The sequence below is a fragment of the Mycolicibacter longobardus genome (assembly GCF_002102265.1).
GTDB classification, from domain to species: Bacteria; Actinomycetota; Actinomycetes; order Mycobacteriales; family Mycobacteriaceae; genus Mycobacterium; species Mycobacterium longobardum.
In genome coordinates this window covers 146,368-171,937 of the sequence record NZ_LQPG01000019.1, presented here as the reverse complement: position 1 = coordinate 171,937, position 25,570 = coordinate 146,368, and the positions used below count along the sequence as shown (strand labels likewise).

Here is a 25,570-nt window from a genome sequence, read left to right as displayed (position 1 = left end):
GCACGGCAGCGCCGGGTGTTAACGTCCCGACGCTCGTCAGCGCAGCAGGTGCGTCCGGGCGAACTGCAGCGACTCGGTCAGCAGCGCCTCGCGCTCGTGCGGCGAGCGCGCCTGCGAGGTGGTCACCTCCAGCACCACGTGGCCGGTGAAGTCGCTGGTGGCCAGCAGCTGGCACACCTCGGCGGTGGGCTGGTCGCCGCGGCCGGGCACCAGGTGCTCGTCGGCCGGCAGCCCGGTGCCGTCACACAGGTGCAGGTGGGTCAGGCCCGAACCCATCCGGCGGGCCATCTCCAACCCGTCGGCACCGGCGGTCGCGGTGTGCGACAGGTCCAGGGTGTAGTGGGCATGGTTGCCGTCAAGCGGGTCGTGGGACGGCGCGAACGCCGAAATCCCCACTCCCGGACCGCCGCCGCGGCGACGCATCCGCTCGCGGGACTGATCGGCGCCGAAGAACCGATCGGCCCGGAACGGAAACATGTTCTCCACCGCTACGGCCACATCGCTGGTGGCCTCCAATTCGGCCACCTGGTCGCTGAAACCCTCGGCGTAGCGCCGCTGCCAGCGGAACGGCGGATGCACCACAACGGTCTGGGCGTCGAGCTGTTCGGCAGCCCGCACGCTGCGTTCCAGCTTGGCGATCGGGTTGGAGCCCCACACTCGTTGCGAGATCAGCAGGCACGGTGCGTGCACCGACAACACCGGTACCCGGTACTTGCGCGACAGCCGCCGCACGGCGCCCATGTCCTGGCTGACCGACTCCCCCCACACCATCAGCTCAACGCCGTCGTAGCCGAGCCTGGCCGCGTATTCGAAGGCGGCTTCGGCCCGCAGGGGGTAAACCGAAGCCGTCGACAATCCGACCTTGATGGCTGGGCGCACGGACTAATAGTGAACGGCTAATTGGCGTGCAACGCCAGCGGCCCCAACGTGACCAGCAGACCGACCGCAACGGCGATCAACGTGCTGACGATGTCGACGGTCTTGCGGACGGCCTGCACCGCCGCCACCAGCCCCAATGTGACCAGGACCGTGAGCACCAACGCCACGATGCTGTTCCAGCGCCACAGCTGGTCAAACGCGATGAACAGGCCGCCGCCGAACGCCACCGCCAGGATCGACTGCAGCACCACCAGCAGGCCACCGACCACGCCCGGCCGGCCGGTGTACTCGCCGGCCTCCTCGGATTCACCGGCCGAGTCGGCGTCGTCGGTGTCGATCAGGGCGGCGTCGTCAGCGTCGGCGGCGGAGCCCCCGCCCAGGATCGGCCGGACCGGCCGCTCGGTGGCGCCGGCCTTGCTGAGGTAGGAACGCACGAAGGCGGAGTCGCCGGCCGGCAGGTCCGCGTCACGGACGTCGGGGCCCATCGCGTCGACTTCGATATCGGTGTAGGTGTCGACGGGGTCCGGACGCATCCGTTCGGCACCGGAGCCCGTCGGCCGGGCGGCGGCCGGGCGGCCGTTCTCCGCGGCGGGCGAATCGGAACGGCGCATCGGCCGCGGGTAGGCGCTTTGCTCCGGGCCGTTGCCGCGCGGAGCCTGCGGCGGGGACTTCGGCCAGCGCGGCTCGGGTGCCGGCCGCTGGGGTGGCGTCACCCGTTCGACGGGACGCGGCCCGGTTGCAGGCCGGTCGTCTTCGACGAAGCCGGGCGCCGGGCCGATAAGCAGGCCGCCGCTCGGCTCGCTGTCGGAGCCACCGGCTTTATGCGGCGGTCCCAGCTTCACCTCTCCTTCGTCGAGGCTCGCTGAACCGCCGGGTCTATGCGGCTCCGGGGCCGGGTTGTCCTGCTCGGGAGGATCCTCGTCGTCGCGGATGATCGGGATCTCGCCGGTCAGCTCGGCGACCGTGACGGCATCGGCATTGCCGCGCCGGCGCCGGCGGCGCCCGGTGACCGGGGGCGAGCCGATCGTGCCGTTCTTGGCGAGCAGTTCGGCAACCGAGATGGGCCGGGTCTCGACATCGCGGGGATCGGGCTTGGGTCCAGTCATCGTTGGTCTCCTCCATGCCGGACCATGCCCACCGATGAGGATCCGAGCAGGGTGACGCCGTCCGCCTCACTGTCGAGCCGGCGCAGGATCAAGCCTTCCCGCAACGCCCACGGGCAAATCTCCACCGTTTCGATCGACAGCGCTCGCATGCTTGCTTCCGCCACCAGAGCACCGGCCACGATCTGTGGCGCCCGCTCGGCGCTCACCCCTTCCAATTCGGCCCGATCAGCCGTGGTCATCCTAGAGATGAATGATATGAGCTGCCTAAGGCCGGTGGCGGTCAATGTGCGCCGAACCCGCGGGCCCGCCGCCGACGGGGCTGCCCCGGTGAGCCGTGCCAGCGAACGAAACGTCTTGGAACTGGCTACCGCCAGATCGGGCGGGCCCGCGTCCAGCACAGTCGCGGCCGCACCCGCCAACTCGGTGTCCAGCCAGTCCCGCAGCATCGCCACCCGCCGACGTCCGGGCGGGTCTTCGGTCAGCCACTCCCGGGTGAGGCGGCCGGCACCCAGCGGCAGCGACAGCGCCACGTCCGGCTCTTCGTCGACCCCGCTGGACAATTCCAGTGAACCGCCACCGATGTCGAGGTTGTTGATCCGCCCGGCGCTCCAGCCGAACCAGCGCCGCACCGCCAGGAAGGTCAGCCGGGATTCGTCCTCCCCCGCCAGCACCTGCAGCTCGACCCCGGCCTCCGAACGCACCCGGGCCAGCACATCCTCGGAATTGGATGCGTCACGCACCGCCGACGTGGCGAACGCCACCAGCTCCGCGCAGCCCGAACTCGCTGCGATCGTGGCGAATTCGCCGATCGTGGACACCAGCTTGTCGGCGCCGCGGCGGGTGATCTTGCCCGAGCTGTCGGTCGCCTCGGCCAGCCGCAGCGTGGCCTTGGTCGAGCTCATCGGAGTCGGGTGACCGCCCCGGTGGGCATCGACCACCAACAGATGGACGGTGTTGCTGCCGACGTCGAGCACACCTAATCTCACGCACTCAACTTAGTGTGGCAAGGGGCCGACAACGCGAATTTCTGGTCTAGCGTGGAGTTTCGTGACCACCGCGAAGCCCGGCCCCCATCCCGGGGAGGTCGACCTGGACTTCCCCCGCGAATGGGTGGAGTTCTATGACCCCGACAACCCCGAACACCTGATCGCCGCCGATCTGACCTGGTTGTTGTCGCGCTGGACCTGCGTGTTCGGTACCGCGGCCTGCCGGGGCATCGTGGCGGGCCGTCCCGACGACGGATGTTGTTCGCACGGGGCGTTCCTCTGCGATGACGACGACCGGGCCAACCTCGACGACGCGGTCGCACAGTTGACCGACGCCGACTGGCAGCTGCGGGACAAGGGTTTGGGTAAGAAGGGCTACCTGGAATACGACGAGAACGACGGCGAAAAGCAACTTCGCACCCGCACCGTCAAGGGCGCCTGCATCTTCCTGAATCGGCCCGGCTTCGCCGGCGGTGCGGGCTGCGCGTTGCACATCAAAGCGGTCCGCCTGGGCGTCGAACCGCTGACGATGAAGCCCGAGGTGTGTTGGCAACTGCCGATCCGGCGCAGCCAGGAGTGGATCACCCGCCCCGACGACAGCGAGATCCTCAAGACGACCATCACCGAGTTCGACCGGCGCGGCTGGGGTTCGGGCGGCGCAGACCTGCACTGGTACTGCACCGGCGCCCCTGCGGCACACGTCGGCACCAAGCAGGTCTGGCAGAGCCTTGGGCCGGAGCTGACCGAGTTGCTGGGCGCCAAGGCCTATGCCGAGCTCGCGGTGATCTGCGAGCGGCGCAACGAGCTCGGTCTGGTGGCCGTCCACCCCGCCACCCGGGCCGCTCGGGCACATTGACAGGGCCGTAGGGCCCTTTTCCGACCGGAACCCGAACCGGAGCCCGGTGCACTTCGATGGGCGCCAGTCCATATCTTGAACAGCGCAGGTCAGAAGGCGGTTTCGCGCCCGACCGGAGCCCACGGGAACGCCCTGCGGCAACCGGATCGGCCGCCTACCGGGCCTGTCGGGGTGGGCGGAGTCACGGCCGAACGATTTTCGCCCACGCCGCCGAGGTCGGTATGATCGACTCTGGCCGCCGCGTAGTGCAGCACCGTCGCGGGGTGCGCAATGAGCACGATGAATTGAGAAACGCGCCCCACGCGGGCATGATCCTATTACAACGCCCGCTGGAGATTCATGATCAGGACCGAGATGCACACCGTGGATATGGAGCTCGACCGTAACGGCCACACGCCGCCGGTCGTTCTAAGGCCTCCCGTGGTCCTCGAAGCGCGCAAACTCAACAAACAGTTCGGCGAAGGCGATAACGCCACCCCGATATTGCGCGACATCGATATCCAGATAACCCGCGGCGAATTCGTCGCCATGGTCGGTCCCTCCGGTTCGGGCAAGTCCACCCTGCTGAGCATCCTCGGCCTGCTGGACACGCCGACCAGCGGCGAAGTCCTCATCAACGGCCAGAGCGTCTCGCAGCTGTCCCGCAAGCAGCTGGCCGCCGTGCGATGTCAGACACTGGGCTACGTCTTCCAGGCATTCAATCTTCTGGCGGGCCTTTCGGTGGTGGAGAACGTGATGCTCCCGGGCCTGCTGGCCGGCAAATCCGGTCGCGCCCAGCACGCCCACGCGATGAACCTGCTGGACCAGGTCGGGCTGGCCGCCAAATCCAAGCGCGTCCCGTCGGAATTGTCCGGCGGTGAACAACAGCGCGTCGCCGTCGCCCGGGCGCTTTTCATGAAGCCCGACGTCATTCTCGCCGATGAACCGACCGGCAACCTCGACACCCTTAATGGTCACCGGGTTATCGACGCCTTGTACAACCTGAATGCGGCCGGCCAGACAATTGTCCTGGTGACGCACGACCGGAAAATAGCCGACGACGCTCCTCGCCTGATTTCACTGCTCGACGGCGAAATCGAGACCGACAGTGGAATGGCTCACGCGCCCAACAATGTGACATGGCTCGCGGAACATTAGCCGCGACTTTCGGCCTGCTGCGGATAATCAATTTCCGGGCTGTTCGTAAACACGCGTTCCGGGCCGCGCTGGCCGCTTTCTCACTGGGCGGCGGCGTGGCGGTCGTGGTGGCCGTCATGATCGAGGTCACCAGCGTCTCCAAGGCCGTCGAGGACGTCGGCTACCAGATCGCCGGACCCGCACCGCTGCGCGTGGTCGGCGCAGCCACACGTGGCGGCATCAGCCCCGCCGTCGTCGAAGACACCCGGTCGGTTCCCGGGGTGGCGGCCGTGGTGCCGGTCATCCGCGGCGTGACGATGATTCGCAACGAGGGCAAGGAGAGCTTCGGCCTGGGCCTGGGCGTGGACTGCTCGGCCCAGTGGATCGTCGACCCGAAGGTCTGCTCGACCGGGCAGCAGGAGCCCCCACCGGCCATCTCGAAGTCACTGGGCGACTCCCTGGACAAATCGGCGAGCCTGGTCACCGACGTCGGGCAGCTGTCGTTGGAGAAGTTCCAGCGGGTGGCCGACCTGGACGACGTCAACAACGGTCTGGTCGCGGTGCTGCCGCTGAGCATGGCGAAAGTGCAGTTCGCCCGGGGTGACCGGGTGGACATGGTCTATGTGACCCTGGACAAGGACGCCGACGCAGGCGAAGTCCAGCAGCGGCTCAAGACCACGCTGGGCCCCACCTACACCGTGCAGCCCCGCAGCGAGCCGGCGAAGGGCTACAACGTCAACGACGTACTGCTGCCGCTGCTGGGCATCTTCGCCCTGATCTCGATCGGTGTCGGGGTCATCCTGATCACCCAGATCACCCGACTCTCGGTCGAGGAACGCCGCCGCGAGATCGCGATCGCCTCCGCGCTGGGGGCGTCGCCGGCGTCGATCCTGACCGGATTCCTCAGCGAGGCCGCCCTGTTGGGAGCGGTGGGATCGGCGATGGGCGTCCTGACCGGGATCGTGATCTCCGAACCCATCGTGGCCAGCGCCAGCGAGCTGACCGAACGATTCGTCGGCGTCACCGTCCCGGTGATTCTCAAGCCGGCGATCCTGGTGGTCGGCATTCTGGCCGGCCTGCTGCTGGCGGTCGGCGCCGCGGTCGGCCCCGCGCTGTCGGCGTCCAACACCCCGATCGCGGCCGAGCTGTCCGGGCGGGCGGCCCAAGAACAGACCACGCAGCGCAAGATCTGGTTCAAGGCGCTGCTGCTGCTGGCGATCGGGCTGACGGGCGTGATCGCGGCGCGGCTGGCGACGCTGTCCGGCGCCCTGGTGGCCTGGCAGGCCATCATCGCCGACGTCGGCGCGGTGGTCGCGCTGGTCGGACTGCTGCTGGCCACCGCCTACCTGAGCGCACAGGCCATCACCAGCGTGCGCCCGAAGCCGAACAAGTCCCGGGGGGCGACGCTGACCATCGCCCTGAACGCGCTGCGTTCGGACCGGTCGCGCACCGCGGCGATCTCCGGTGCCATCGCGGTGCCCGTCGTGGTCGCCATCCTGCTGTCCGGCTTCCTGGTGGCGATCCACATCGGCGCCACCAAAGTCGCCGAATCGCAGGCCGACGGACGCATTGCCATCACCACGACGCAGTTCGCCGATTACGGGCCCATTGATGCCCGATTCGCCCCGCAGACGGTCAACAAACTCAACTCGTTGGCCGGAGTCGAAAAGACCGAACGGATGGCTGAAATCGAGATCAGCCTGAAAGACGGGTCGCTGGCGCACATTCAGGCTCAGGACCGACCGACATTTCCGTTCGGGGTACTCGCCGGGCAATCTCCGGAGGCCAGCCAGAAAGCCAATCAGATCGTCATCGGCAGCGTCCTGGCGCGTGAGAAAAATCTCCACATCGGCGACACTCTCGTTTTCGGAAGTGGACTCGATGCGCAGGCGATGAGTATCGGCACCATCGTGGCAACGCCCGAATATGGTGGTCGCCGGATCTACATGCCCTACTCGGTTGCCGAGCAGATCTACGGTCCGCAACCCGCCGGCCTGATCTTCGCCACACCGGCGTCGGGATTCACCGCCGGTCAGGTCATCGAGAACATCGAAGCCGCCAAGTTCGACCAGCCGGTGACCGCGGTGGACACCGACGGCTACGCCTCGGACATCGCCGCCTCCATCGGCCGGTACCTCACACCGCTGAACACGCTCAAGTACGGTCTGCTCGCCATCGCCTTCGTGTCGGTGCTGTCCACGCTGTTGCTGGTCGGTATCCGGCGCAGGCGCGAGGTGGCACTGATCCAGGCGCTGGGAGCCACCCGGGCGCGGGTGTTCAGCATCACCACCATCGAGGCTGTCGTCGCCGGCGCCGCGGGTGGGCTGTTCGGTGCGGTGCTGTCGATCGCCATCTCCGAGGCGGTTCGGCGGGCGGCCGTGGTCAACGTCGGCCTGATCACCCCGCTGGTGTTCCCCTGGACCGACGCGTTGCTCTACGCCCTGCTGGCCACCGTCGCCGCGGTCTTCGCGGCCATCATTCCCGCCTGGAAGAGCACTCGGTCCACTCCGGCGACCGAACTTCGCGACGAGTGAGCAACACCCGCGCCGCCCTGCCGCGCCGACCCTGAGGATGCAATGACCGCGAACGCCCCTGCCGTCCCGAACTTCACCGGCGATGCCGTCTCCCCCGGCGATGCTCGTTATGACGAGGTCCGTCAGGTGTTCAACGGCATGATCGACAAGCACCCGCGGGTGATCCTGCAGTGCCGCTCCCGCGACGACATCATCGCCGCGGTGCGCTACGCGGTGGACTCCGGCGCCGAGATCGCGGTGCGAAGCGGGGGCCACAGCGTCGCCGGCCACTCGACCACCGATGGCGGCATCGTCATCGACCTGACGCAGATGCGTGGGGTACGGGTGGACCCGGAGGCCCGGATCGCCTACGTCGACGCGGGCGCCACCTGGGGCGACGTGGACCCGGTGACCAGCAAGTACGGCCTGGCCTGCCCCGGCGGGGTGGTGTCGACGACGGGCGTGGGTGGATTCTCGCTCGGCGGCGGGATCGGCTGGCTCTCCCGCGCCTACGGCATGACCTGCGACAACCTGATCGGCGCGGAGCTGGTGCTGGCTTCCGGCGAGGTGCTCTCGGTCAGCGAGACCGAGAACGCCGACGTGCTGTGGGGCCTGCGCGGCGGGGGCGGCAACTTCGGTGTCGTGTCCCAGTTCATGCTGCGACTGCACCCGGTGGACGGTGTGGTGGCCGGCGTGCAGTCCTACCCGGACACCGACGCCGAGGCGGCCCTCAAGCACTTCCGAGCCCAGATGGACAACGCACCCGACCACCTGGCGTCCATCCTCGACTTCTCCTCCGACCTGACGACGGGCCAGTCGCTGGTCAATGTTCTGGCCTGCTCGACCCGGACCGACCAGACCGGCAGCGACGACGTCAGCGCCCTGCTCAACGTTCGGGGCGTGGCGGCCAAGCCGGTGGTGGCCGTGCAGCACAAGCTGGACTACTCGACCTGGCAGCAGGCCCTCGACTACACGGCACCGTACGGCTGGTTGAACTACTGGAAATCGCTGTTCGTCACCGAGCTCACCGACGAGGCGATTCGGCGCATCGCCCTGCTGGGGCGCTCGCGGCCCTCGGCGCAGACCCGGCTGCACGTGATCCGGCTCGGCGGGTACGCCGGCCGGGTGCCGCCGGAGGCGACAGCCATCGTCACCCGGGAGCACCCGTACATCATCCATTTGATGACAACCTGGACCGACGCGGGCGACACCGCACGCTGCACGGCATGGGCCAGACAGGCTTTCGAGATCCTGCGGCCGCTCGGCCCGGCTGGTGCGTATCTGAACTTCGTCGGCGACGAGGGGCAGGACCGCATCCGCGCGACCTTCGGTGACGCCGGCTACCAACGCCTCGCCGAGCTCAAGGCACGGCTGGACCCGGACAACCGGTTCACCCTCAACCACAACATCGAGCCGGCAGCCGCGGGCTGACGCTCTGACGTTCTCAGTGTGTCGCCAATGCGACCACACTTTTCCGCAGCGCGGCGGTGGGTATTGTTGTCCCGGGGGAAAGGACGCAAGATGTCTGCCGCGCACGATCATGAGCACGATCATGAGTTGGCGTTTGCCGGCGTCGCGCGTCTGGCACAGCTGGTGCGGCAGCGGGAGGTGTCCCCGCGAGAGCTGGTGGCCCTGTATCTGGATCGGATCGCCCGCCTCGATCCGGTGTTGAACGCGTTTCGCACCGTCCTCGGCGACCAGGCGATGGCCGAGGCGGCGCGCGTCGAGCGGCGGCTGGCCGCAGGCGAGGTGCTGCCGCTGGCCGGCGTACCGATCGCGGTTAAGGACGACACCGACGTGGCGGGCGTTTCGTCCATGTGCGGCACCGGAATTGACGTCGGCCCGGCGAGCGCGGACAGTGCCGCGGTGCGACGGTTGCGCGCCGCCGGCGCGGTGATCATCGGCAAGACCCATCTCTCCGAGTTCGGCGCCTACCCGGTCTGCGAATCGGCGACCTGGGGGGTCACCCGCAATCCGTGGGATCTTTACCGGACCCCGGGTGGCTCCAGTGGCGGCTCGGCCGCGGCCGTCGCCTCGGGGATGGTGCCGGGCGCCACCGGCAGCGACAGCGGCGGCTCGGTCCGCATTCCGGCCGCCTGCTGCGGCCTGGTCGGGCTGAAGGGGCAGCGCGGACGGATCAGCACCAAGGAATCGCCCGAACGGGCATACCGATTCCACGGCCTCAACCACATCGGGCCGTTGGCGCGCAGCGTGGTGGACGTGGCGTTGCTGCACGACGCGATGACCGGTCCCGAGCCCGATGACGAGATTCCGTCACCGCCGCCGGCGCCGGCATTGATGGAGGCACTGACGGCGGCACCGCGTCGGCTGCGGATCGCGATGTCATTCAAGCCGGTGGTACCGGTACACGTCAGCGACGAGGTGCGTCGCCCGGTCCTGGAAACCGCGGAGTTGCTGCGTTCGATGGGCCACGAGGTGGTCGAGCGCGACCCGGTCTACCCGGTGGTGGGTATCGCCGCGGTGCTCGCCATGTTCATGAACGGATTCGCCCACGAGATCGAGCGGCTCCCGAAAACCGAACTGCTGGAACGACGTATGCAAGCCGAGGCCCGAACCAGCCGCCTGGTTCCGGATTGGCTCGCCCGCCGCGCCGTTGCATCAGAGCCCCGGATCACCGCCCGTTCGCAACGCCGGATCGCCGACTTCGACATTCTGATGACCCCGGTGCTGGCGATCCCGCCGGTGCGGGTGGGCTACTTCGAGGGACTCGGCCCCACCCGGGCGATGCTGCGGATGATCAAGTTCATCCCGTTCACGTTCCCGCAGTGCTACAGCGGTCAGCCTGCCATCTCGGTCCCGACCGGGATCGCCGCCGACGGCGTGCCCGAGGCGGTGCATCTGGTGGCGCGGGCCAACGACGAGGCCACCCTGATCTCGCTGGCCGCGCAACTCGAGTCGGTGCAGCCGTGGGCGCAGCGCCGTCCCCCGACCGAAGCGCTGCTGTCGCGGGTCGGTTGATCCAGCCCCTTCCGCACCGCCCTGACATGAGCGCACAGCCGCCCCGAAAGTCACTGTATTCACTTGTGTCACTGTAGTTTTGGTACCGGCTTCTTGTCGGGATTCTTGTCGGTGTGCATCGCTACGATTAGCACATGCGTTCGAATGATCGGGAGGCGATCGTCGGAGTCTTCGACGCGCTGGCCGCTGATCTGGATCGGGCGCTGGAGCTGGACTTCGAGGCATTGACTCCCCGCGAATGCCTGGCACTGTTGCAGCGCTGCGAGAAGCTGCGGCGGCGGCTACCGGCTCTTGAGCATCCGCTGGTCAACCAGATCGCCGCCGCCGACCCCGCCGAGATCGGCGGCAAACCCCGCTGGGTGTTGGCTGACGCACTGCACCTGAGCCGTGGTGAGGCCGGACGCCGTATCAGCGACGCCGCCGAATTGGGGCTCCGTCGGGCCATCACCGGTGAACCACTGGAACCGGTCTTGCCGGCGGTGGCTGGCGCCCAGCGGGAGGGGCGGATCGGGGCCGCCCACATCGCGGTGATCCGCTCCTTCTTCGGTTACCTACCCGACGGTATTGATGCGGGCACCCTGACCCAAGCCGAACAGCATCTCACCGAGCTGGCCGGCCAGTGCCGGCCCGATGAGCTCACCAAACTGGCGCAGCGGTTGGCTGATCATTTACACCCCGACGGCAACTACAGCGATGAGGAACGCGCCAAACGACGCGGCATCGTGTTGGGTCCCCAGGACCGGGACGGCATGACCCCCATCAAGGGCTACCTGGATCCCCAGGCCCGGGCCACCTGGGATGCCGTGCTGGCCCGCTGGGCTGCTCCGGGCATGTGCAACCCGGATGATCCCAGCCCGTGTGTGGATGGCACACCGTCGCAAGCCGCGATCGAGGCCGACACCCGCAATGCTGGGCAACGCAACCACGACGCGCTGACCGCCATGGGCCGCGCCCTGCTGGCCTCCGGAGACCTCGGCCAACACAACGGCCTGCCGGCCGCCATCATCGTCTCGACCACCCTGGCCGACCTGGAGACCGGCACCGGCAAAGCCCACACCGGCGGCGGCACCTGGCTGCCGATGCGCGACGTGATCGCGATGGCCAGCCACGCGCATCACTACCTGCGGATCTATGACGGCGCCAAAGAACTGGCCCTGTTCCACACCAAACGTCTGGCTTCGCCCGGGCAGCGCATCGTGCTGTATGCCAAAGAGCGTGGCTGTAGCCACCCCAACTGCCCCGTCTCCGGCTACCACAGCGAAGCCCACCATGACCACGACTACGCCACCACCCGACGCACCGACATCCACGACCTGAGCCTGCGCTGCGGCCCCCACCACGAACTGCTCACCTCAGGCGGCTTCAAAACCCGCAAGCGCCACGACGGCACCACCCAAACCCTGCCCCCACCACACCTCGACCACGGCCAACCCCGCATCAACCACTACCACCACCCCGAAAAACTACTGGGCGACAACGACTCCGGCGACGAAGACGACGAAGACGACGAAGACGACGAAGACGACGAAGACGACGAAGATCCGTAGCCAGATCAGGTTGTCAGGGTCGACGTGGCGACTCGGCTAATCCAAATAGCCGTTGTCGCGGTACCACTCGTAGGCGCCGCGCAGCGCAGTGCGGAACGGGGTGAACGGCACCCCCAGCTCCTCATGGGATTTGGTGGCGTCGGCGAAGATCTCCGCCGACGACAGCCGCATCTGGTGGGCACCGATGGGCAGCCGGGGCCCGACGACCGCACGCGCGACACTGATCCCGGCCGCCGCCACCGGTATCGTCCAGCGCGGCAGCACGAAAGAGGGACCGCGCTGTCCGGTGAGTTCGTTGGCGATGGTGAACGCGTCACGGAACAACAGGTTTTCGCCGCCCAGGATGTAGCGTTCACCGACTCGGCCCCGCTCGGCGGCGGCGATATGGCCGTCCACCACGTCGTCGACCGAGACGAAGTTGGTGCCGCCCGGCGCGGCGACCCGCAGCCGACCGTGCTCGGCCTCGACGAGCATCGCGCTGGCAATGCGGTTGACGTCGCGGGGCCCGATGACCACCGACGGGTTGACGATCACCACAGGCAGGCCCGCCGCCACGGCATCCTGCAATACGCCTTCGGCGAGATGCTTGCTGTGCCCATACGGGAACCGCCGCGGGCGGATGTTGAACTCGTCGGTCTCCACCAGGTGGTGGCCGCGCCGTGGAACACCGAGGGCTGCAAGCGAACTGGTGTAGACGAAACGCTTGACCCCGGCTCGCGCAGCGGCGGCGGCCATGTCGCGGGTGCCCTCGACGTTGGTGCGGTACAGCCGGTTCTGTGTCCGGTAGCGCCAGTAGTCCGAGATCGCCGCGGTGTGAAAAACCCAGTCGCAGTCGGCCATCGCCTCAGCCAGTGCGTCCACCCCGTCGAGCACGTCGCCCACCCGGGTCTCACAGTCCAAATCCTCCAGCGCGGCCATCGGCGACGTCGCGCGTCGCAACACCCGCACCTGCATACCCCGCTGCAGCAAGGCGGCTACCAGGTTGGAGCCGACGAATCCGGTTCCACCGGTGACGAATGCGCGCATCGAGGTCAGAACCGGTAGGTGGTGCAGCCGACCTCGACACCCGAACCGACCGCCAGGATCAGCGCCACATCGCCCGGCTTGACCAGCCCGCGCTGCCGGGCGTCGGCGATCTGGTAGGGCAGGGTTGAGGTGAACGGGTCACTGGTCCAGCCCTGCGCCTCGAGGTCGACGAACCGTGATCGGTCCACGCCGATGTGCGCGGCCAGATCATCGAGGGCGGCACCCGGCAGGTACGGCGGGAACACCAGCGCGATGTCCTCGGGCTCCAGTGTCTCCAGCGTCAGCAACTCCTTGACCGCCGAAGGCAGGCAGCTCACGTAGATCGCGGCCAGGTTCGGATCCCGGTCCACCCGCAGCCAGGTCCGCCCGTCGCGCTCCTGGGTGTAGGTGGCCAGCGCACCCCGGTACTCCGGGTGGTGGCCGAAGACGAATCGTCCGAAGCCCTCCGGGCCGTGGCTTGGGCTCAGCATGATCGCCGAGCCGGTCTCCTTGATGCCGTTGCGCGGATAACCGCTCTCCGGGGTGTTGTTCTCCACCTCGGAGGCCAGCACCATGGCGTGTCCGGTCCGGCCGGCGCCGATCATGCCGGCCGCGACATGGCAGCCGTTGAGGAAACCGACCGCGCCGTTGAGGATGTCGAACGCGAAGGTCTTCGGGGCGTCCGCGGACTCCGGTTCGGCGTTGATCCCGACCTCGCCGGCGACCAGCGTGGCGACCGCAGGCTCGCTGAGGAAGTCGTCGCGGTAGATGCCGGCGTGGATCACCAGGCCGACCTGGGAGCGGTCCACACCACTGTCCTCCAGGCAGGCCGTGGTTGCGTCCACGGCGAACTGGATCGAGCTGGGCGGCGCCTGTCCCATCGGGGCGATCCCGATGCCCTCGATGCGCACCCGCGGCGTCGCCGGAAGTTCCCGGCGGTGGTTACCGGAGCGGCCGGCGCGCGCGGGCTGGCCACTCGCGGCGCGTCGCATCCGGTCCGGCAGGTCGTCGAAGGTGTAGAGCCCGGTGCCGATGGTCTGCCCGGAACCGGTGATGGACAGCACCACGTTGTCGCCGGAGTTGATCCGCCCCGCGTTGATGTAGTCATAGAGGGCAACGAAATGCGTTGTGGTGGCCGTGTTCCCGCGCTCGGCCAGGTTGCAGATGGTGTTGGCACGACTGGCTGCGCCCGCACCGAAGACCCGGTTGATGGTCAGGATGGCGTCGTTGATCGAGGCCTCGGAGGTCTGGTGCATCAGCAGCTGGTCGGCCGTCTCGGGTCGCCAGCCGTGCCGCTGCATCACCGCCGCCACGTAGGGCACCGAGTGCTTCACCGCGATCGCGGTCTGGGTGACCGAGTCGGTGACCATGATGGCGCCGCCGTGCGGGCCCTCGGTGGCCTTGGCGATGCACAGCTTGGCGAATTCGCTGTAGGTGGCCAGGTCGAGGTCGTGGAAGCCGACCCGGTCGTTGGGACCGAGCTCAAGCACCGCCGCCGCGCCGGCGTCACCGACGGTCAGACAGGCCAACCGCGGGTCCATCGGCCCGTCGATCTCCTGCTGGGCGGTTCCGGTGATGTGGCTGATGTATTCGCCGCTGACCACCAGCGCGTTGCGCACCAGGCCGGTCTTGAGGAAGTCCTGGGCCACGCTGACACCGGTGAACATGCCCGCACAGGCGTTGTTGATGTCGAAGCAGACGGCGTTGCTCAGCCCCAGCTGGTCACGCAGCTGCGAGGCGGTGCTGGGCTCGAAGGTGAACATGTGCTCGGGACCGTCGCACCGGGAGATGTTGCAGGCGATCACCAGGTCGATCTCTTCGGGGGCGTAGCTCGACCGGGACAGGCAGTCGGCGATCGCCTTGCGGCCCAGGTCGATCGAGAACTCGTCGACGCCGGCCATCCGCCGGTTCTTGATGCCGGTGAGGCGCTCCAGGGGGATCTTGACCTCGTTGACGCAGTCGGCCAGCACCTGCTCGGTGGAGACCGCACGCGGCGGCAGGTACACACCGAGGCTTTCGATCACCACGTTGCGCGCCGGCCCGGTCTGCGCCGACTTGATCACCGGCGCGGCAACGGGTTTCGGCATCGCCGGCGCGGCGACCGCGGGTGCGGGCTGTTGGGCGGGCTGCTCCACAGGCCGCTCGGCCGGCTGTCCGGCTGCGGCATCCCTGCCGATCGGACCGAACTCGGAGGCCAGCTCGGCGATGGTGCCGTAAACGAACAACGACTCCGGCCGCAGCTCCATCCCGAGCTCCCCCACCCGCACCGCAACCTCCAGGGCCTGGGTGGAGGCGCCGCCGAGCGCGAAGAAGTCGTCGGTGACCCCGACCCGGTCCAGGTCGAGCACCTCGCGCCAGATCTGGGCCAGCGCCTCCTCGGTGGCGTCGCGCGGGGCCACGAATTCCTTCGGCGCGGCGTCGAGGTCCTGGTCGAGCGCGAGCAACGCCCGGCGATCGACCTTGCCGCTGGCGGACAGCGGAAGCAGATCGCCTGCGCGGAACACCGCGGGAACCATCGCCGCCGGCAGCAGCTCCAGCAGGAAGCGGCGCAGATCGGCGGTCCCCGGTGCGGCGGCGACCGGCACGATGTGCGCGATCAGCTGGGTGTTGCCGCTCGCGTCTTTGCGCGCCACCACGGCGCACTCGGCGATACCGGGGTGCTTTGCCAGCGCGGCCTCGACCTCGCCGAGCTCGATCCGGAATCCGTTGATCTTCACCTGGTCGTCGCGGCGGCCCAGGTACTCGATGTTGCCGTCTGGCCGGTACCGGGCCAAATCCCCGGTGCGGTACAGCAACGCACCGGGCTGGTCGCTAAACGGGTCGTCGAGGAATGCGGCCGCGGTGGCCTCCGGCCGGTTCAGGTAGCCACGGCCGACGCCGACGCCGCCGATGTGCAGTTCGCCGGGCACTCCGACCGGAACCGGGTTGCCGGCGGCATCCAGCAGGTGGATCGCGATGTTTGCGATCGGCCGGCCGATCGGGATGATCGGATCGGAATTTCCACGCTCGCAATGGAAGTGGGTGACATCGATGGCGGCTTCGGTCGGGCCGTACAGGTTGTACAGCTCGGCGGGCAGCGCGGCGAAGAACGCATCACGCAGGTCGGCGGTGAGCGCCTCGCCGCTGCAGAACACCTGACGCAGCCCGGTGCAGGAAGCGGAGTCCGGCTCAGCCAAGAAGCGACGCAGCATCGACGGAACGAAATGCATTGTCGTGACGCGCTGTTCGACAATGGTGCGCGCCAGGTAGCCGGCATCCTTGTGGCCCTCGGGTTTGGCGATCACCACCCGGGCACCCACCGTCAACGGCCAGAAGATCTCCCAGACGAACGGGTCGAAGTTGATGGGCGTCTTGTGGAGCACCCGGTCATCGGCGGTCAGCTGGTAGGCGTCCTGCATCCACAGCAGCCGGTTGCGGATGCCGGCATGGCTGTTCAGCGCGCCCTTGGGGGCACCGGTGGAACCGGAGGTGTACATCAGGTAGGCCAGGTCGGCCGAGCCGGTCCCGGTCTCGGGCGCCGACTCCTCCTCGCCGGGTGCCGTCGACGGCTGGTCCAGACACAACCGGGCCCCGGTGAAATCCGTTGGCACGTGCGATAAATGCTCACGGTGCGTGACGCAGGCCGGGGCATCGGGGACGTCGGCCAGCATCGCCTCCAGCCGTCCGGTGGGCTGGGCGGGATCCAGCGGCAGGAAGACGCCACCGGCCTTGAGCACGCCGAGCAGCGCGATCACCAGGTCTTCGGAACGTTCCAGCAGCACCGGAACCACAGCAGGAGTGACGGTACCTACGCCGAGCTGACGCAACCGGTGCGCCAGCCCGTTGGCCCGCCGGTCCAGTTCGCGGTAGCTGAGTTCGGCGCCTTCGTAGCTGACCGCGACGGCCTCGGGAGTGCGCGCAGCAGCGGCGGCGACCATCTCGTGCAGACAGGCCGGGGCCGGGTAGTCGACCGCGGTGTCGTTCCAGGCCTGCAGCGTGGCGCGCTCGGCGTCGGTGAGCAGCGTCAACTGCGACACCGGGACGTCGGCGGCCCCGGGCGCGGCCAGCCCGGTCAGCAGCAACGTGAAGTGTTGCGCCATCGCCTCGATGGTCGCGGCGTCGAACAGGTCGGTGTTGTACTGCAGCGCGACCTGCAGCTCGTCATCCTGCTCACCCACCTGCATGGTGATGTCGAACGGTGAACCGCCCTGGCCGATGTAGAGGGTTTCCAGGGGCAGGCTGCCGTCCGATGCGTTGTCTTCGAAGAGTCGGACCTGCTGCCAGGCGAACGACACCTGGAACAGCGGGGTGCGCCCGGCGTCGCGCACCGGCCGCAGCCGCTCGACGAGCAGCGGCAGCGGGTACTCCTGGTGGCCGATCGCCCCCAGCACGGTGTCCTTGACCTGCCCCAGCAGCGCAGCGAAGCTCGGGTCGTCATGGATGTCGACGCGCAAGGGCAGCGGGTTGGTGACATAGCCGACCATGCCCATCAGCCCGGCCCGGTCGCGGCAGGCGAAAGGCGAACCGATGACCAGGTCGTCCTGGCCGCTGTACCGGTGCAGCAACACCGCGTAGGCCGCCAGCAACGTCATGTACGGCGTCGCGCCGACGTTCCGCGCCACCTGCTTCAACCCGGCCGTCACCGGCGCGTCGATGCCGAACCGGTACAGCGCGCCGTCGTAGGTCTGCACCGCCGGCCGCGGCCGATCGGTGGGCAGCGCCAGCGTCGGCAGCTCGCCGCGCAGCGCCTCGTGCCAGTACTCCCAGAGCCGTTCGCCCTCGGGCCCGCCCAGCATCCGGGTCTGCGCCGCGGCGTAGTCGACGTAGCGGTCCGCGGTCTGCTCCGGCGCGGGCGCGCCGTGTTCGGCGGCGTACAGCGCGCGCAGCTCATCGAGGATCACGTCGATGGACCAGAAGTCGACGGCGATGTGGTGCACGGTCAGCAGCAGCACATGATCGTCGGGCCGCTCCAGCAGGGTCAGCCGCAACACCGGCCCCGTTCGCAGATCGAAGGGCCGGGCGGTCTCGGCCTGAACCCACTGGTCGACCTCGCCGGGGTCCGATCCGATGCGGTGGGTGGTGATGCGCATCGGCCAGTGCCCGTGGACCAGGGCGACCGGCTGGCCGTCCCGTTCGGTGTAGGTGGTCCGCAGCATCGGGTGCCGGTCCACCAGGGCCTGCGCGGCCCGCTCCAGGGCCGGCAGGTCGAGGCCGCCGCGGATGCGTCCGGCGTAGGCGACGGTGTATGCCGGACTGTCGGGTGCGAGCCGGTGCATGAACCACATCGAGCGCTGCCCGTAGGAAAGTTCGTGTTCGCTCGCGGCGTTCTGCGCCTTGGCCATCAGCAACTGCGCCAGCAGTTCGCGCTTCTTCTCCGGCGACAGGCTGGCGAGGTCGGCGGGCACGTCGGGGAGATCCGTCATGCGCTACCCCCATCCTTGACCTGCTCGTCTTGGGCCATCATTTGCGCCAGCAGCGCGTCCACCGCATCGTCGGAGAGCTCGGAGACCTGGGTCAACACGTCGATCTCCTGCGGTGCCACTGCCTCGGGGACGCTGGAGTCGTCCGCCGGTCCGGGGCCGGCGGCGGCCAGCTGCTCACTGAGCCAGCTGGACAGACTGACCACGCTCGGCCCATCCAGCAGCCGGGCAACCGGGACCACGATACCGAGTTCCCGCTCGACCTGAATGCGAAGTTCCAGGGTGATCAGCGAATCCACCCCGAGACTGTTCAGGGGCGCGGCCACGTCCAGTCCGGCGGGAGGCAGGCCCAGCTTGCCGGCGACCAGATCCCGCAGGTAGGTCTCCAGCAGCTGCTGACGCTCCTGCGGGTCGGCGGCCTGCACCGCCTCGAACAGACCGCTACCGGGCGACCCGTCGCCGGTCACCGTGGCCTGCAGGTCGCTCAGCAGCGGCGACTGCGCGCTCGGACGCCACCGCGCCCAGTCGATGTCCAGTACGACCGCCTCGGTCGCCCCATCCGCCAACAGCGCGCTCAGCGCCGCGAAGTACCTCTCCGCCGACATGCCTTCGACGCCGTAGTGGGAGAAGTGCCGGTGCAGTTCGGAGTTGGTGAACATGCCCAGTCCGGCCCACGGGCCGAAGTTGACGCTCAGCGCCGGCAGGCCCGCCGCCCGGCGGTGCCAGGCCAGCGCGTCCAGGAAGGCGTTCGCGGCACCGTAGTTGGCGGCTCCGGGCGAACCCAGCACCGAGGCGGCCGAGGAGAACATCACGAAGAGGTCCAGCTGGGCGTCGGCGGTCAGGGTGTGCAGGTTCCAGGCACCCTGAACCTTGGGCGCCATCACCCCACGCAGCTTCGGCGCGTCCAGGCGCGCCAGGATCGCATCGTCGACGGTGCCGGCGGCGTGCACCACACCCCGCAGCGGCGGCATCGACGCGCCGATGGTGGCGAGCACCGCCGCGACGTCGTCGGACTTGGTGACGTCGCCTCGGGCGACGGTGACCTCGGCGCCGGCAGCCCGCAACGCGTCCAGCGACGCCTCCGCCGTCGCCGACGGCGCACCGCGCCCCATCAGGACCAGATGGCGGGCACCGCGCTCCACCAGCCAGCCGGCCACCTTGCCGCCGACCGCGCCGAGCCCGCCGGTGACCAGGTAGGTGGCGTCATCGCGCAACGCCAACTCGCCCGCCTGCTCCGACGGCGCCGAGTAGGGCTCCAGCCGCGCCACGTAGCGGCGGTGGCCACGCAGGGCCACGTCGGTCTCACGGTTGTCCGACCAGACCTCGCTGAACAGGCCCCGCAGTTCTTCGGAACCCCCGTCGGCGGACAGGTCGACGCCGGTGGCGTGCAGCTCCGGGTGTTCGTGGTCGATGCTGCGGCCCAGACCCCAGACCGGTGCTTGACTCACCGACAGGGCGCCGGACACCGCGCCCTCTTCCCGGCCGGCCGGCTGCGCCCCGCGGGTCACCAGCCACAGCCGCGGTGATTCCGACCATCCGGCCAGCGTCAGCGCCTGAATCAGGTGGACCACGCTCAGCGTGCCGACGTCGGTGGCCGTCGCCAGCGAGTCCTCGGTCGTGTCGGCCGCTGGGGCGGCCAGCAGGTTCCACAGGTGCACCACGCCCCGGCACGGCGGCCGGTCACCGCCGAACGCGGCGCGCAGCAGCTCAGCGAAGTGCTCCGCGCGGGCCGGGTCGATGCGGTAGCTGTCCGCGCTGACCCGTTCGATCTCGGCGAGCCCGACGACCGGTTCCACCAGCACGCACGACTGCGACTGCGCCTCGAGGTGGTCGCGCAGGGTGTCGGCCACCGGACCGTCGGACAGGATCAGCCAGCTGCCGGGCTCGGCGGGCCGGCCGTCAGGTCGGCTCTCGCCGTCAACGGGCAGAGACGCCGGCTGCCAGCGCATCTCGTAGGCGCCATCCCGCGGATCCGCCGCAGGCGGGGCGACGGGCGGGGCGTCACCGGCCGCGATGGTGCCGGTGGCCAACAGCGACCAGTCCTCGCCGGCGCCGCCGTAGCACTCGAATGTGTCTCCGGCCAGGGCGAACTGCACGGTGCGGGCCCGATCCAGGTCCCCGCGCAGGCTCAGCTCACCGACCGAACGGCTGCCGGGGCCGAACGCCACCTCGGCCGCCGTCAGCGCCAGTTCACGCAACTGCTCGGCCGACAGCGTCGCCACATCGATTTCGGCCAGCACCGTTTCCGGCGCAGCGGCCGACCGGATGGGTCCGCGCCAGCCGCCGCCGGGTGCGCCGGCGCTGCTGTGCCGCGGCGCCGCGATAGAGCCGGCGTTGAGCCAGGAGTGCACCCGCTGCCAGGGATAGGTGGGGGCGGGCACGCACCGACTGCCTTCGGGATAGATCTGCTCCCACGCCACCCGGTGTCCCAGGGTGTAGAGGGTGCCCAGCGAGCCGAGCATGGTCGAGCGGCCACTGGAAACCCCGTCGTCGCGTCGCATCGAGGGCAGCAGGGTGGCGCTGCGATGCAGATGCTCGGCGTCCTCGCGGGCTCCGGTCAGCAGGATCGGGTGCGGGCTGAGCTCGATGAACGTGTTGTGCCCGGTCTCCAGCAGCCGACGCAGCGCCGGCGAGAACCGCACCGGCGAGCACAGGTTCGCCACCCAGTAGTCGGCGTCCAGCAGCTTGTCCCCCACCAGCTCCCCGGTGACCGTCGAGTACATCGGCACCGTCGGCGCGGTCGGCTTCAGCTTCACCAGGCTGCCGCGCAGGCCGGCACCGAGGGCCTCCATCTGCGGGCTGTGCGAGGCGACGTCCACATCGATCCAGCGGCAGAACCGGTCCCGCTGCTGGAGTCTGGCCATCAGCTGTTCCAGCACTACGCGCTCACCGGCGAGCACGGTCGACCGGTAGCTGTTGCTCGCGGCGATGGCCACCTGCTGCTCGTGGCCGGCGATGAGTTCCTGCGCTTCGGCCATGGTGGTCTCGGTGACCATCATCGCCCCGCGCCCGCGGACGCCCCGCAGCATCCGGGCCCGGGCGCAGATCACCCGAGCGGCGTCTTCCAGGCTCAGCGCTCCCGCGACATGCGCGGCCGCGGCCTCGCCGAGGCTGTGCCCGACCACCGCGGCGGGTTCGACACCCCAGGACCGCCACAGCGCTGCCAGCGCCACCTGGATCGCGAAGATCGTCGGCTGCAGGATGCCGATGTCGGAGAGCTTGGAGCGGTCCTCGGGACCCTCCTGGGCGGCCAGTTCCTTGAGGATCGAGTGCCCCAGGTGCGGATGCAGAGCGTTGTCGCAGGCAGCCAGGGCTTCGGCGAACACCGGCTCCTCGGCCTGCAACCGCAGCGCCATTCCGTGCCACTGCGAACCCTGACCGGAGAACACGAACGTCACACCCGGCCCGGGCCGGCTCGGCGTGCAGTGCCCGACCGACAATCCCGGTCGCGACTCGCCCAGCCGGTAGGCCGACAGCGACTCGAACAGCGCTGCCGGGGAGTCGCCGACCACCGAGAGCCGGTAGTCGTGGTGTCCTCGGCGGGCACCGGCGGTGAAGCAGAGGTCGGTCAGCGATCCACCGTCCAGGAGCCCGCCGGAAAACAGCGCCATCTCGTACTCCCCGACCAGCGCGGTCAGCGCCTCCGGTGACCGCGCGGACAGGGCCAGCAGCTCAGCGCGCGGCTCCGCGGTGTCGTCCGGGTAACGGGTGCGGACCTGCGGGGCCTCGGTGAGCACCACGTGGGCGTTGGTGCCGCCGAATCCGAACGAGCTGACCCCGGCGACCGCGCGGCTGGCCGCCGGCCACGGGGTCAGGGTCCGGACCACCTCCAGCGGCAGGTTGTCGAACAGGATGTGCGGGTTGGGTTCGGTGTAGTTCAGGCTGGCCGGAATGGCCCGGTGCTGCAGCGACAGCGCCACCTTGATCAGGCCGGCGATCCCGGCTGCGGCCTCCAGGTGGCCGATGTTGGTCTTGACCGAGCCCACCAGGCAGCGGCTGCCCTCCGGCCGGCCTTCGGCCAGCACGGTGCCCAGGGCGTTGGCCTCGATGGCGTCGCCGATGGCTGTTCCGGTGCCGTGCGCCTCGACGTACTGGACCGCGCCGGCCGGCAGACCCGCCCGGCGGAACGCCTCGGTGACCACGCCTTCCTGGGCCCGCCCGCTGGGGGCGATCAAGCCGTTGGTCCGGCCGTCGGAGTTGGTGGCACTGCCGCGGATCACGGCGTAGATCGGGTCGTTGTCCTCCAGCGCCCGGCTCAACGGTTTGAGCACGACCACCCCGGCGCCCTCGCCGCGGACATAGCCGTCGGCGTCGGCGTCGAACGTCTTGCATCGGCCGTCGGGAGCCATCACCCGGGCCTTGCTGAAGTTGATCGCCAGCGCCGGCGACAGAATCACGTTGACCCCGGCGGCCAGCGCCATGTTGCACTCGCCGTCGCGCAGACTGCGGCACGCCAGGTCGACGGCGACCAGCGACGACGAGCAGGCGGTGTCGACCGACAGGCTCGGCCCGTGGAAGTCGAAGGTGTACGACAGCCGGTTGGCGGCGATGCTCAGCGCGTTGCCGGTGCCGGTGTAGGCGTCCACGAGCTGCGGCTGCCCCAGCCGCAGGAAACCGTAGTCATTGGTGGAGATGCCGACGAACACACCGGTGCGAGTGCCCGCGAGGTCATCCGGCACCTGACCGGCATCCTCCAGCGCTTCCCAAGCCACCTCGAGCAGCAGCCGCTGCTGCGGGTCCATCTGCGCCGACTCACGCGGCGAGATCCCGAAGAATTGAAAGTCGAACTGGTCGACCTGGCCCAGGAAGCCGCCCCGGCGGGTGACCGCGGTGCCCGGAACGGCCGGGTCGGGGTTGTAGAAGGCATCGACATCCCACCGGTCGGCCGGGACGTCGCTGGTGGCGTCCACCTCGCCGGACAGCAGCCGCCAGAAGGCCTCGGGGCCGTCGGCGCCCGGGAACCGGCAGCCGATGCCGACGATGGCGATCGGCTCGTCGGCGGCCGGCCGCTCGACGCGTTCGGCTTCCTGTTCGGAAGTCGCCCCGGGTGCTTTGGCGGCGACCCGGGCCAGATGTGCCGACAGGATGTCGATCGACGGGTATTCGTAGGCGATGGTGGGGGCCAGCTCAGCGCCCAGCCACTTCTCCAGGGCGCTGGAGAGCCGGACCGCGTGGATGGAGTCCAGCCCGTAGAAGGCGAACGGCTTGGCCGGGTCGATCTCGGCGACGGGCAGTTCAAGATCCTGGGACAGTCGGTCGATCAGCCACGAGCTGATCTCGGCGGCACTGCGGGTGCCGGACCCGGCCGGCGCGGCCACCGGGGCCGGTTCGGGCTCGGGCTGCGGCTGCGCGGTCGCGGCGGCTGAGGGCCACTGGGCCACCACCGGCAGCTCACCGTCGAGGTACTGCTGTTTGCACGCGCTGCGCTGGATCTTGCCGCTGGAGGTGGTGGGCAGCTGCAACGGCTGGACCAGCACCACGGCGTGTGTGCGCACCGAGTGGTTCTCGGTGACCGCGGTGCGGATGACCTGCATGGCCTCCTCGGCCTGCTCCCCGCTGACCCGGCTCGGATCCACTTCCTGCACCACGACCAGTTGCTCGGCCGCGCCCGGTTCCGGGGCGATCGAGAACACCGCGCCGCGGCCACGCAGCAACGCGGGGTTGGTGTTCTGAACGGTCAGCTCGATGTCGTTGGGGTAGTGGTTGGTGCCGCGGATGATGATCAGGTCTTTGCGACGGCCGGTGACGAACAGCTCCCCGGAATGCAGGAATCCCAGGTCGCCGGTGCGCAGGAACGGGCCGTCTCCGCTGTCGGCCAGCGTCGCGGCGAACGTCTCCGCGGACAGCTCCGGGGCTCCCCAGTAGCCGTGCGCGACGCTGCCCCCGGCCACCCAGATCTCGCCGACCCGGTCGGTGGCGCATTCCAGGCGGGCCTCGGGATCGACGATGATCACTCGCTGGCCGCCGCGCGGCTTGCCGCAGCCGACCATGGTCGCCACGTTGGGGTGGTCGGCGGCGACGTCGATCACCCGGTTGTCGCCGAGGGCGACCCGGTCGATGTGCTGCACCATCGGCACCGGCAGGTCTGATCCGCCGGAGACCAGCAGGGTGCCCTCCGCCAGCCCGTACACCGGGTAGAACGACTCCGGCCGGAAGCCGGCCGGAGCGAACAACTCGGCGAAGCTGTCCAGGGTGGCGGTGCGCACCGGTTCGGCGCCGCACAGCGCCACCGTCCAGTTGGACAGGTCCAACGCGGCGCGCTCCTGCGGGGTGCTCAGCTCGACGCACAGGTCAAAGGCGAAGTTCGGCGCGGCGGTGATCATGGCACGGTGCCGCGAGATCGCCTCCAGCCACCGCATCGGCCGTTTGATGAACGCCGTCGGCGGCATCAGGATGGAATTGCCTGCGACGTAAAGGGTTTCGAGCAAGCCCCCGATCAGACCCATGTCATGGTAAGGCGGCAACCAGAACACACCCGTGGCCTGCATATCGGTGTGCGCACCCCAGGCCTCGGCGATGGTCTTGAGGTTGTGCACCAGGTTCCCGTGGGTCAGCACGACGCCCTTGGGCGCGCTGGTCGACCCGGAGGTGTACTGCAGCATGGCGATGCTCTCGCCGTCGATCTGCGGCGCCACCCAGGCCGCCTCGCTCCCCGCGACGTTGACGTCGGTGATCGTCCAGCGCAGCGCCCGCCCACCGGGCAGGGTGTCGATCGCGGGCTTGATCTTGGGTTCGATCTCGCTGGTGGTCAGCGCGAAGCCGGGCTGGACGTCGGCGATGATCGACTCGACACGCGGCAGCAGGTGCTCGCGCATGGGCGGGTGCACCGGGATCGCGATGGCACCCGCGTAGAGACAGCCGAAGAAGCTGGCGATGAAGTCCAGGCCCGGGGGGCACAGCACCAGGACCCGTTCCCCGGCGGCCCCCTGACCCTGCAGGTCGGTCGCGATCCGGCGGGCGCGCAGATCCAGCTCCCGGTAGCTCACCTGGCTGATCTCGTGCTCGTCACCGTCGCGGGAGAACGTGAACGCCAGCTTGTCACCGCGCTGCGCTGCGCGCTGCCTCAGCAGGTCAACCAGCGTGCGCAGGTCTTCCACCGTTCCATCCGGCCCGCTCATCGATCGCGTCTCCCGTATAGCTGACGAAGATTGCTTTGGATTGGGCCCAAGGATTCCCGTAGGCAA

General features: G+C 69.2%; 12 protein-coding genes. 6 read left to right on the top strand and 6 right to left on the bottom strand.

All coding sequences use genetic code 11. From position 1 onward, the window contains the following. Positions 1–36: 36 nt before the first annotated feature. The 3 genes from AWC16_RS11595 to AWC16_RS11585 are packed head-to-tail and all read right to left on the bottom strand — an operon-like array spanning position 37 to position 2,971. Entirely contained in the window at positions 37–879 is an 843-nt protein-coding gene (locus AWC16_RS11595) for a sugar phosphate isomerase/epimerase family protein (RefSeq protein ID WP_085264889.1), read from the bottom strand. Between the two features lie 17 nt (positions 880–896). Next, positions 897–1,985 (bottom strand): hypothetical protein, encoded by a 1,089-nt coding sequence (locus tag AWC16_RS11590; RefSeq protein ID WP_085264888.1) that lies wholly within the window; start codon positions 1,983–1,985, stop codon positions 897–899. Continuing rightward, a complete protein-coding gene (locus AWC16_RS11585) occupies positions 1,982–2,971 on the bottom strand; it encodes a Ppx/GppA family phosphatase (RefSeq protein WP_085264887.1) in 990 nt (329 codons plus the stop codon). Before AWC16_RS11585 ends, AWC16_RS11590 begins: the two co-directional genes overlap by 4 nt. A 61-nt stretch (positions 2,972–3,032) precedes the next feature. Between AWC16_RS11585 and AWC16_RS11580 the strand changes: the two genes are divergently transcribed. From AWC16_RS11580 to AWC16_RS11555, 6 genes are all read left to right on the top strand, one after another. Further along, a complete protein-coding gene (locus AWC16_RS11580; RefSeq protein ID WP_085264886.1) occupies positions 3,033–3,827 on the top strand; it encodes a DUF3109 family protein in 795 nt (264 codons plus the stop codon). 339 nt (positions 3,828–4,166) lie between these two features. Then, positions 4,167–4,964 carry an ABC transporter ATP-binding protein gene (locus AWC16_RS11575; RefSeq protein WP_234812226.1) on the top strand — a complete coding sequence of 266 codons (798 nt, stop codon included), beginning with the start codon at positions 4,167–4,169 and terminating at the stop codon, positions 4,962–4,964. Then, positions 4,946–7,477, top strand: a complete 2,532-nt coding sequence (locus tag AWC16_RS11570; RefSeq protein WP_234812225.1) for an FtsX-like permease family protein — start codon at positions 4,946–4,948, stop codon at positions 7,475–7,477. Before AWC16_RS11575 ends, AWC16_RS11570 begins: the two co-directional genes overlap by 19 nt. Before the next feature lie 42 nt (positions 7,478–7,519). Then, entirely contained in the window at positions 7,520–8,887 is a 1,368-nt protein-coding gene (locus AWC16_RS11565) for an FAD-binding oxidoreductase (RefSeq protein ID WP_085264884.1), read from the top strand. 90 nt (positions 8,888–8,977) lie between these two features. Beyond that, on the top strand, positions 8,978–10,435 hold the full coding sequence (locus AWC16_RS11560) for an amidase family protein (RefSeq protein WP_165759210.1): 1,458 nt from the start codon (positions 8,978–8,980) through the stop codon (positions 10,433–10,435). Between the two features lie 134 nt (positions 10,436–10,569). Continuing rightward, positions 10,570–11,982 carry an HNH endonuclease signature motif containing protein gene (locus AWC16_RS11555; RefSeq protein WP_085264882.1) on the top strand — a complete coding sequence of 471 codons (1,413 nt, stop codon included), beginning with the start codon at positions 10,570–10,572 and terminating at the stop codon, positions 11,980–11,982. Between the two features lie 36 nt (positions 11,983–12,018). On the opposite strand, the gene AWC16_RS11550 is transcribed toward AWC16_RS11555, so the two are convergent. The 3 genes from AWC16_RS11550 to AWC16_RS11540 are packed head-to-tail and all read right to left on the bottom strand — an operon-like array spanning position 12,019 to position 25,504. After that, complete coding sequence (locus AWC16_RS11550; protein WP_085264881.1) at positions 12,019–13,008, bottom strand: NAD-dependent epimerase/dehydratase family protein; 990 nt, start codon at positions 13,006–13,008, stop codon at positions 12,019–12,021. Positions 13,009–13,013: 5 nt separating this feature from the next. Continuing rightward, positions 13,014–18,389, bottom strand: coding sequence for a non-ribosomal peptide synthetase (locus AWC16_RS11545; RefSeq protein ID WP_085264880.1), 5,376 nt, complete (start codon positions 18,387–18,389; stop codon positions 13,014–13,016). Then, complete coding sequence (locus AWC16_RS11540) at positions 18,386–25,504, bottom strand: type I polyketide synthase (RefSeq protein WP_085264879.1); 7,119 nt, start codon at positions 25,502–25,504, stop codon at positions 18,386–18,388. Before AWC16_RS11540 ends, AWC16_RS11545 begins: the two co-directional genes overlap by 4 nt. Positions 25,505–25,570 lie beyond the last annotated feature (66 nt).